The organism is Leucobacter chromiiresistens, from assembly GCF_001477055.1.
GTDB lineage: Bacteria > Actinomycetota > Actinomycetes > Actinomycetales > Microbacteriaceae > Leucobacter > Leucobacter chromiiresistens_A.
This window is the reverse complement of record NZ_LDRK01000099.1, coordinates 1-10,029: the sequence shown is the minus strand read 5'-3', so window position 1 is coordinate 10,029 and position 10,029 is coordinate 1. Positions and strand designations below refer to the sequence as shown.

Sequence of the window (10,029 nt, the reverse complement as noted above, 5' to 3'; positions counted from 1 at the left end):
GGGCCGACGTCGGCCCTCGCGAAGTACTTCGCGATTCCCGCCGAGCGCGTCATCGTGCTCCACGACGACCTCGATCTGCCGTTCGACACCGTCAAGCTCAAGCAGGGCGGCGGCCACGGGGGCCACAACGGGCTGCGCGACATCGCGAAGGCGCTCGGCACCCCCGCCTTCCTGCGCGTCCGCGTCGGCATCGGCCGACCGCCGGGGCAGCAGGATCCCGCCGACTTCGTGCTCAAGCCGTTCGCGACGAGCGAGCGCGGCACGCTGCCCGTGCTCCTCGAGGACGCGGCGGACGCGGTCGAGGCGCTCGTCGACGAGGGGCTGCTCGCCGCTCAGCAGCGCTTCCACGGCAGGAGCGCGCAGTGACGCTCCGCGGGCTCGACCGCCTTCTGGAGGCGTCGGAGTCGTTCGCCGCCGCGCTCGACGCCAGCGGGGGCGACGCCGAGTTCTCGATCGCGGAGGGACTGCGCGCACCGCTCATCGCCGGTCTGCTGCGGAGGCGCCGCGCCGCGGGGGATCGCGGTGCGCTGCTCGTGGTCGCCGCGACCAGTCGCGAGGCCGACGCGGTGCGCTCGGCGCTGGCCTCGCTGCTGCCGGATGCGATCACCGCCGAGTTCCCCGCCTGGGAGACGCTGCCGCACGAGCGGCTCAGCCCGAGCGCCGAGACGGTGGGCCGACGGGCCGAGGCCCTCCGGCTCCTGCGCGAGTACGACGGCGAGACCCCGCTCGTGATGGTGGCGTCGGTGCGCGCCGCGCTGCAGCCCGTGTCGCCGCACGCCGCCCTCGCCGAACCGGTGGTGCTCTCCGCGGGGCGCTCCTCCGACGGACTCGAGGCGATCGCCCGACGGCTCGTGGAGTACGCGTACACCCGGGTCGACATGGTGACGCGGCGCGGCGAGTTCGCCGTGCGCGGCGGCATCCTCGACGTCTTCCCGCCGACGGCGGAGCAGGCGGTGCGCGTCGACTTCTTCGGCGACGAGATCGACCAGATCAAGCGCTTCGCGGTCTCCGATCAGCGCAGCGCCGGCGAGCCGCTCGATGCGGTCGAGCTCTGGCCGGCGCGGGAGCTGCTGCTCACCGACGAGGTGCGCGAACGCGCGGCCGCGCTGCTGCCGCGCTTCCCCGCACTCGGGTCGCTGCTCGAGAAGATGAGCGAGGGCATCGCCGTCGAGGGCATGGAGAGCCTGCTCCCGCAGTTGGTTCCCGGCCTGTCGCCCCTCACCGCCCTCCTCCCCGACGGCGGCGCCGTGCTCGTCGTGTCGCCCGAGCGGGTGGCGAGCCGCGCCGTCAGCCTCGCCGATACGAACCGCGAGTTCCTCGAGGCCGCCTGGCAGGCCGCGACGGCCGGCGCCGACGCGCCCGTGCCCGTGGACGACAGCGGCATGCTCTCGATGGAGGCGCTGCGCGCCGCGTCGCGAGCGCGCCCCTGGTGGTCCGTGTCGAACTTCGTGCGCGATGAGCCGGCACCGGGAGGCGATCCATTCGACGCCGACACGGTCGACGACCCCGCGGTGGTCGCCGTGCACGGCGGCGCCTTCCCGCGGCCGGCGCAGGCCGGCGATGCCACGGGCGCCGCGATCCGACTCATCGGCGAGCGCCTGCGCGACGGCTGGCACGCCGTGGTCACCGCGCAGGGCATCGGGCTCGTCGAGCGCGCCCGCGACGTGCTCGCCGAGGCCGGCGCGGCCGCCCGCATCGTCGACGAGCTGCCCGAGACGTGGGAGGACGGCATCGTCTACCTCGTGACCGGCACCGCCTGGTCGGGCTTCGAGAGCGGCGAGGCGCGCCTGCTGCTGGCGACGGAGGCCGAGTTCTTCGGCCGGTCGGCCGGCTCCCAGGCCGCCGCGGGGCAGAAGCTGGCGAAGCGCCGCGGCAAGAACGTCGTCGATCCGCTGAAGCTCGTGGCGGGAGACTACGTCGTGCACGAGACCCACGGCATCGGCCAGTTCGTCGAGCTGACGCAGCGGATGGTGCCGACCGGCATCGGGCGCGACGCGACGAAGGCGCTGCGGGAGTACCTCGTGCTCGAGTACGCCTCGACCAAGCGGGGTATGCCGCGCGACAAGCTCTACGTGCCCACCGATCAGCTCGACCAGCTCTCGCGGTACGTCGGCGGCGAGGCCCCGACGCTCTCGAAGATGGGCGGCAGCGACTGGGCGAGCGCCAAGAAGAAGGCCCGCAAGGCGGTGCGCGACATCGCGGTCGAGCTCGTGAAGCTGTACTCGGCGCGCGTCGCCTCGAAGGGCTTCGCGTTCTCCGCCGACACCCCCTGGCAGCACGAGCTCGAGGAGGCGTTCCCGTACGCCGAGACGATGGATCAGCTCACGACCATCGACGAGGTGAAGCGCGACATGGAGCGCACCATCCCGATGGATCGCCTGATCGCCGGCGACGTCGGCTTCGGCAAGACGGAGGTCGCCGTGCGCGCCGCGTTCAAGGCGGTGCAGGACGGCAAGCAGGTCGCGATGCTCGTGCCGACGACCCTGCTCGTGACGCAGCACCTGGAGACCTTTCAGAACCGCTTCGCCGGGTTCCCCGTGCGTCTGCGCCCGCTGAGCCGCTTCCAGTCGGAGAAGGAGTCGCGCGACACGATCGAGGGCCTCGCCGCGGGCACCGTGGACGTGGTGATCGGCACGCACCGGCTGCTCGCGGAGAGCGTGCGGTACAAGGACCTGGGGCTCGTCATCATCGACGAGGAGCAGCGCTTCGGCGTCGAGCACAAGGATGCGCTGAAGAAGCTGAAGACGAACGTCGACATCCTCGCGATGAGCGCGACGCCGATTCCGCGCACGCTCGAGATGGCGGTCACCGGCATCCGCGAGATGTCGACCCTCGCCACCGCGCCGGAGGATCGCCACCCCATCCTCACGTTCGTCGGGCCGCGCAGCGACAAGCAGATCACCGCCGCGATCCGCCGAGAGCTGCTGCGCGAGGGGCAGGTCTTCTTCGTGCACAACCGCGTGCAGTCGATCACCCGGGTGGCGAACCAGATCGCCGAGCTCGTGCCCGAGGCCCGCGTCGCCGTCGCCCACGGCAAACTCGGCGAGCATCAGCTCGAGCAGGTGGTGCAGGACTTCTGGGAGCGCAAATTCGACGTGCTCGTCTCGACGACCATCATCGAGACCGGACTCGACATCGCGAACGCGAACACCATCATCATCGACAACGCCGACAAGTACGGTCTGAGCCAGCTGCACCAGCTGCGCGGCCGCGTCGGGCGCAGTCGCGAGCGCGCATACGCGTACTTCCTGTACGACCCCGACAAGCCGCTGACCGAGCACGCGCACGAGCGCCTCGACACGCTCGCGACGAACAACGAGCTCGGTTCGGGCATGCAGGTGGCGCTGAAGGACCTCGAGCTGCGCGGCGCCGGCAACCTGCTCGGCGGGGAGCAGTCGGGCCACATCGCCGGGGTCGGCTTCGACCTCTACCTGCGCATGATCGGCGAGGCCGTCAACTCGTTCAAGGGCGAGGAGACGACCGGCACCACGGAGCTGGTGCTCGAGCTGCCCGTCGACGCCCACATTCCCGAGGATTACGTCGAGAGCGAGCGTCTGCGGCTCGAGGCGTACCAGAAGTTCTCCGCCGCATCGCACCCCCAGGCACCGGAGGAGCACGTGTCGCTGGTGCTCGAGGAGCTCACCGATCGCTACGGCGCCCCGCCCGTCGAGGTCGAGCGCCTCGCGGCGGTCTCGGCGCTCCGACGCCGGGCCTCGCGGCTCGGCCTCTCGAAGGTCGTCGCCGCCGGCCCCGCGCTCCGCATCGAGCCGGTGGAGCTGCTCGACTCCCGCCGCATGCGCATGAATCGCATGTACCCGGGCGCGCGCTACGTGGAGGCCTCGAAGAGCCTGCAGATCCCCCTGCCCGGCGGCACCGCCTCGTCGCGGAGCCCGCTCGCGGGGGTCGGCCAGAAGCTCGTGGGCGACGAGGGGGACATCGTCGCGTGGACGGGCCGCGTACTGGCGACGCTGCTCGAAGCGGACGCACCGGCGGAGGCCTGACGCTGCGCGGCGTGGGCCGTGCGCCCGGCGCCTCGCACGATCCGGAACGAGAGCGGGCCCCGCACCCTGAGGTGCGAGGCCCGCGTCACGTGATCGGGATCAGCCTGCGGAGCAGAGATCCTGCAGCTTCTGCCCGGCCTCGGTGAGGGAGGTCGACTGCTCCTGGAGCTTCGTGGTCATCTCCTCGGCCTCGGCCTGCATCTGCTCGAGCTTGTCCATAGCCGCCGGATCCGACGGGTCGATGCTGCTCGTGTCGGGGATCTCGTAGCCTTCGAGCGTGCCGCTCATGGCCGACAGCTCGTCGGTGAAGGTGGCGAGCGCGCTCGAGACCTCTTCGTTGGTGACCTCCGCCTGCGCCTCCTCGAGCGCCTCGGTGATCGGATCGAACGCGGCGCTCAGATCGCCCTCGCCCGACATCGCGTCCGAGAGCACGCTCTGCAGGTCTCCGGTCGCCTCGTTCACCGTGGAGTTCGCGATGTTGCAGGCGTCGGCCACGCTCTGCCCGCCCGAGCACGAGGCGAGGCTGAACGTCAGCGCGGCGGCTCCGAGGATCCCGGCGACCTTGACGAGCGACTTCTTGTCGGTCATGAAAATTTTCCCCCTTGTATGCGGTATCGCCCCAGCGGGTCTCCCCGGGACCGCACCAGGCTATCAGGGTTCGTTCAGGGAGCGATGGCCCAGGAGGCGGGCAGCCGCGGCCCGATAGGGTGGGGGAGCATGAGGACCGACGCAGCCGGTGACCCACGTCCGTTCGATGCGCTCCTCGCCACGGTGCGCAGGCTCGTCGCCCCCGGGGGGTGCGCCTGGCACGAGACGCAGACGCACGAATCGCTCACCCAGTTCCTCGTCGAGGAGACGGCGGAGCTCATCGACGCGATCGAGCGGCAGCTGCCCGCGTCGGAGATCCAGTCCGAGCTCGGCGACGTGCTCTACCAGGTGCTCTTCCACGCGGCGATCGCCGAGCGGGACGGCGAGGGCTACGACTTCGACGGCATCGCATCGACGCTGAACGAGAAGCTCGTGCGCCGGCACCCGCACGTCTTCGGCGACCGAGGGTACATGACCGTCGAGGAGCTGCACGCCGAGTGGGAGCGGCTGAAGGAGGACGCGGCGGGAGAGGACCGGGGATCGCGCGGCCCGCTCGAGGGGATCCCGGCGGGCATGCCGACGCTCGCGCGCGCGGCGAAGGTGATCGAGCGCTTGAAGCGCGCGGGCCTGATCGACCCCGGGGCCGGTGACGCGTACCCCGAGGATCCGCTCGCCGCGCTCATCGGGCCCGACGAGCAGCGGCTCGCCGAGTTCGGCATCGGCGACGCGATGCTCGCGATGCTGATGCGCGCGAACCGCGCGGGCGTGGATCCCGATCGTGCGCTGCGGCTCGCCGTCGACAGGCTCACCGCGCGCGTGCTCCACGACGAGGGGTGACGGAAGGCGGCGGCCGGGGCCCCTGCCCGGCCTGCGGAGACCCGATGCGTGCCCCGGCGCGCTACAGCAGCAGCCCCAGCGCGCGAGCGCGCGACACCGCCGCATGGCGGGTCGACGCGTCGAGCTTCGTCATGGCGGCCCCGAGGTAGCTCTTGACGGTGTTCTCGGCGAGCCCGAGGGCGCGGCCGACCTCGGCGTTCGTACCGCCGAGCGCGACCTGGGCGAGCGTGTCGATCTCGCGCGGAGACAGCCGCACCGCGGCGGGGGCGTGCGGAGCATGCGGCGGATGCGGTGCGCGCCGAGCGCCGGAGTGCGCGGGCGGAGCGGCGAGAGCGGTGAGGCGATGCTCGATGGCGCGCAGCCGATGCCGCAGGTGCGGCAGGGACGACTCCGCGAGCGCGCCGCGCAGCTCGGCGTGGACGGTGCGCAGCGCCTCCATGGTCGGAGGGGGGAGCGAGCCGGGCGAACCCGGGGACCCGGCCGAGGCCCTCGGTGCGGATCCGGCGGGGTCCGGTCGGGCGGATCCGGCGCGCCGGCGCTCGAGCCGCCGCACCACCTCGTCTTCGATGCGGAGTTCGCGGGAGAGATCCCGCGCCACGCCCGCGGCCTCGCGCACGAACGAACCGGAGGGCCTCGCGGCCCCGCGCCACCCGCCGTAGAGCACGGCGCGCGGGGCGCCGTCGACGAGCACCGGCATCGCGAACAGGCCGACGATGCCCTCGCCGCGCACGTGGGCGTCGTACTCGTGGGTGATCTGCCGGCTGCCCACGTAGTCGACGGCGATGCGCGGCATGCGCTCCCGGAGCGCGCGGCCGCCGAGGCCGCGGTCGGCGCGCACCAGCAGCCCCTCCAGGCACCCGTGCTCGCTGCCCGACACGGCGCTGAGCTCGGCGTCTCCGAACCGTTCGAGGCCGCCGAACGCGATGTCGAACCGGGAGGCCCGGGCGAACTCGACGACCGCATCGCTCAGGATCCGCCGGGCGTGCTCGTCGTGCATCCGCTGCATCGCATCTCCCCTCTTTCGGAGGTAGTTCACGCTAACACGCGTTTTCTAGGATCGGCGTGAGTCGTCGCATCGACGCGACGAGGAAGCTTGCGTTCAAGGGAGAAACGAGTGACCGAAGCAGCAGGCCCGCATGACGGGCAGCGTGATCCGATCGATTACGTCGCATTCCAGGCACGGCCCGAATTCCACGAGCTGAAACATCGATTCCGGCGGTTCGTGTTCCCGCTCGCGGCGGCGTTCATGCTCTGGTTCCTGCTCTACGTGGTGCTCGCCGCCTTCGCGCACGACTTCATGGCGACCCCCATGCTCGGCATGAACGTCGGGCTGTGGTTCGGCCTGGCGCAGTTCGTCACGACGTTCGCGATCACCATGGCCTACGTGCGGTTCGCCAATCGCCGCCTCGATCCGCGCACCACGGCGCTCCGCGCCGAGCTCGAGGCGATGGAGGGCGGCCGATGAACGCCGCCATCCTGCCCGCAGAGCAGACCGGTGCCGAGCAGAACCCCGTGCTCAACATCGCCATCTTCCTCGTCTTCGTCGCGGTGACGATGGTCATCGTGATCCGCGCGAGCCGCAGCAACAAGAGCGCCGCCGACTTCTACGCCGGGGGCCGCTCGTTCTCCGGACGGCAGAACGGCGTCGCCATCGCGGGCGACTACCTCTCGGCCGCGTCGTTCCTCGGCATCGTGGGAGCGATCGCCATCAACGGGTACGACGGGTTCCTCTACTCGATCGGATTCCTCGTCGCCTGGCTCGTCGCCCTGCTGCTCGTCGCCGAGCTCATGCGCAACACCGCGAAGTTCACGATGGCCGATGTGCTCTCGTTCCGGCTGCAGCAGCGGCCGGTGCGCATGGCGGCGGCACTCACGACCCTCGCCGTCTCGTTCTTCTACCTGCTCGCGCAGATGGCCGGCGCGGGCGGGCTCGTGTCGCTGCTGCTCGGCGTGAACGACGCGCTCGGGCAGTCGCTCGTGATCGCCGTCGTCGGCGTCGTCATGATCTGCTACGTGCTCATCGGCGGTATGAAGGGCACCACGTGGGTGCAGATCATCAAGGCGGTGCTGCTCATCGCCGGAGCCGGAGCCATGACCATCTGGGTGCTCGCGCTCAAGGGCTTCAACTTCTCCGCCGTGCTCGACGCCGCCGTCAACCACCCCGAGAACGCCAACGGCGCCGCGATCCTCGCCCCCGGCCTGCAGTACGGGGCGAACCCGATCGACTTCGTCTCCCTCGCGCTCGCCCTCGTGCTCGGCACCGCGGGCCTGCCGCACGTGCTCATGCGCTTCTACACGGTGCCGACGGCGAAGGACGCCCGAAAGTCGGTGGTGTGGGCGATCTGGCTGATCGGCATCTTCTACCTCTTCACCCTGGTGCTCGGCTACGGGGCGGGCGCACTCGTCGGCCCCGAGACGATCGCCGAAGCCCCCGGCGGGCAGAACTCCGCGGCCCCGCTCCTCGCTGCAGAGCTCGGCGGCCCGCTGCTGCTCGGGTTCATCTCGGCCGTCGCCTTCGCCACCATCCTCGCCGTCGTCGCGGGCCTCACGATCACGGCCTCCGCCTCGTTCGCGCACGACATTTACAACAGCGTGCTCAAGAAGGGCCGTGCCTCGGCGAAGCAGGAGGTGAAGGTGGCCCGGATCACGACGCTTGTGATCGGCGCCGCGGCGATCCTCGGCGGCATCGGCGTGCAGGGGCAGAACGTCGCCTTCCTCGTCGCCCTGGCATTCGCGGTCGCCGCGTCGGCGAACCTGCCGACGATCCTCTACTCGCTCTTCTGGTCGAAGTTCACCACGCGGGGAGCCGTGTGGTCGATGGTCGGCGGCCTGCTGTCGGCGGTCGTGCTCATCGCCCTCTCGCCCGTCGTCTCGGGGAGCGAGACCGCGATGCTCGGCCCAGACGTCGACTTCGCCGTCTTCCCGTTGCAGAACCCCGGCATCGTGTCGATCCCGCTCGGCTTCCTGCTCGGCTGGCTCGGATCGGTGACGAGCTCGCGCAAGGAGTCGAAGCGGCTGGCGGCCGAGATGGAGGTGCGCGCGCTCACCGGTTACGGAGCCGAACCGCCGGTGCAGCACTGACGACGGGCGACCGGGCCCGTCGCGCGGGTCCGGTCGCGCGGCGGGGGAGCGGAGGCCGTGGAAGAATGGTGAACCATGGCCCAACCCGTGAACCCGCCGCGCGGCATGCGCGATTTCCTTCCCGCTGACAAGGCGCGTCGCGAGCACGCGCTGGGGATCATCAGGAGCGTCTACCGCTCGCACGGTTTCGATGAGATCGAGACCCCGGTGGTCGAGGACTACGCGCGGCTGCATGCGGGGCTCGGCGGCGACAACGAGAAGCTCAGCTTCTCGATCCTGAAGCGCGGCATCAGGCCCGAGGCGCTCGCCGCAGCCGCGGAGGCCGGCGACGCGGAGCAGCTGGCCGACCTGGGGCTGCGCTTCGACCTGACGGTGCCGCTCACCCGCTTCTTCGCGTCGCACCGCGCCGAGCTGCCCCCGGTGTTCCGCTCGATCCAGATCGCGCCGGTCTGGCGGGCGGAGCGGCCGCAGAAGGGGCGGTACCGCCAGTTCGTGCAGGCTGACATCGACATCATCGGGGAGGCCGGCCTGCTGGCCGAGATCGAGCTCATCACGGCGACCTCGCAGGCGCTCGCCGCGCTCGGACTCGACGGCTGCGTGATCCGCGTCAACGACCGCCGCATCCTGTTCGGTCTGCTCGCGCACTGCGGCTTCGCGCCGGAGACGCACGACCGCGCCCTCATCACGATCGACAAGCTCGACAAGATCGGCGCGGTCGGCGTCGTCGAGGAGCTGCGCGCGATCGACGGCGATGCCGCCGAGCGCATCGGCGCGGTGCTGGCGGCGGTCGAGCCGGCGCTCGGCGCCGACGGCGCCGGGGCCGGGATCCCACTCACCCGCGAGGCGATCGCGGGGGTGCTGCCCGAGGGGGCCGCCGAAGACGGCGTCGCGAACCTCGTCGCCCTGGGCGAGGCGCTCGACGACGGCCTGCCCGCGGGGGTGGCGGTGCGCTTCGATCCGACGCTCGTGCGCGGCATGGGGTACTACACCGGAACGATCTTCGAGGTGGCGCACCCGGGCTCCGGCAGCTCCGTCGGCGGCGGCGGCCGCTACGACGGCATGGTCGGCCGCTTCCTGGGGCAGGACGTGCCCGCCGTCGGCTTCTCGATCGGCTTCGAGCGCGTCGTCGACCTGCTGACCCTGCCCGAGTCGACGGGACCGGAGGCGGTGGCGCTCATCGCCGACGCCGACGTCGAGCTGGCGGATCTGCTCGCGCTGAAGCGCGCCCTCGTCGACCGCGGCCACCGCGTGCGCCTCGAGAAGCGGCAGAAGAACATGAAGACGCTGCTCGCCCGCATCGCCGGCGAGGGGTTCGCGCGCGTCGCGAACGTGCGCGCCGGTGTGCGCGACGCCGACGCGCTCGAGTTCCGCGATCTCGCCGACTGAGGTCGGCGCGGCGGCGGTCGACCGGCCGCGTCGGCTGGACGGCGGCGGAGCCGGCTGACCGGCCGTGCTCCGTGCGGGATCCGGCTTCGGTGAGACCCGAGCGCCTGAACCGGCCGCACCGACGCCGAATCTCTCA

At 71.6% G+C, this 10,029-nt stretch carries 8 protein-coding genes; 6 read left to right on the top strand and 2 right to left on the bottom strand.

The genetic code is table 11. From position 1 onward, the window contains the following. On the top strand, window positions 1-366 hold a 366-nt coding region (pth, locus tag NS354_RS11325), incomplete at its 5' end, for an aminoacyl-tRNA hydrolase (RefSeq protein ID WP_193750770.1). Beyond that, window positions 363-4,001: a transcription-repair coupling factor gene (gene mfd / locus NS354_RS11320; protein WP_058594585.1), complete on the top strand. Its 3,639-nt coding sequence runs from the start codon at window positions 363-365 to the stop codon at window positions 3,999-4,001. The genes pth and mfd, both read left to right, overlap by 4 nt. Window positions 4,002-4,100: 99 nt before the next feature. Here the strand turns inward: mfd and NS354_RS11315 are convergent, their stop codons facing one another. After that, on the bottom strand, window positions 4,101-4,589 hold the full coding sequence (locus NS354_RS11315; protein WP_058594584.1) for a hypothetical protein: 489 nt from the start codon (window positions 4,587-4,589) through the stop codon (window positions 4,101-4,103). Between the two features lie 129 nt (window positions 4,590-4,718). Here NS354_RS11315 and NS354_RS11310 point away from each other — a divergent pair, with 129 nt between their 5' ends. Continuing rightward, window positions 4,719-5,426 carry a MazG nucleotide pyrophosphohydrolase domain-containing protein gene (locus NS354_RS11310; RefSeq protein WP_058594583.1) on the top strand — a complete coding sequence of 236 codons (708 nt, stop codon included), beginning with the start codon at window positions 4,719-4,721 and terminating at the stop codon, window positions 5,424-5,426. Between the two features lie 61 nt (window positions 5,427-5,487). Here the strand turns inward: NS354_RS11310 and NS354_RS11305 are convergent, their stop codons facing one another. Continuing rightward, on the bottom strand, window positions 5,488-6,432 hold the full coding sequence (locus NS354_RS11305) for a helix-turn-helix transcriptional regulator (protein ID WP_058594582.1): 945 nt from the start codon (window positions 6,430-6,432) through the stop codon (window positions 5,488-5,490). A gap of 108 nt (window positions 6,433-6,540) precedes the next feature. Here NS354_RS11305 and NS354_RS11300 point away from each other — a divergent pair, with 108 nt between their 5' ends. The 3 genes from NS354_RS11300 to hisS all read left to right on the top strand — a co-directional run bounded on the left by NS354_RS11300 (window position 6,541) and on the right by hisS (window position 9,893). Beyond that, window positions 6,541-6,891 carry a DUF485 domain-containing protein gene (locus tag NS354_RS11300; protein WP_058594581.1) on the top strand — a complete coding sequence of 117 codons (351 nt, stop codon included), beginning with the start codon at window positions 6,541-6,543 and terminating at the stop codon, window positions 6,889-6,891. Next, complete coding sequence (locus NS354_RS11295) at window positions 6,888-8,507, top strand: solute symporter family protein (protein WP_058594580.1); 1,620 nt, start codon at window positions 6,888-6,890, stop codon at window positions 8,505-8,507. Before NS354_RS11300 ends, NS354_RS11295 begins: the two co-directional genes overlap by 4 nt. 75 nt (window positions 8,508-8,582) lie before the next feature. Further along, window positions 8,583-9,893, top strand: a complete 1,311-nt coding sequence (hisS, locus tag NS354_RS11290) for a histidine--tRNA ligase (RefSeq protein ID WP_058594579.1) — start codon at window positions 8,583-8,585, stop codon at window positions 9,891-9,893. Window positions 9,894-10,029 lie beyond the last annotated feature (136 nt).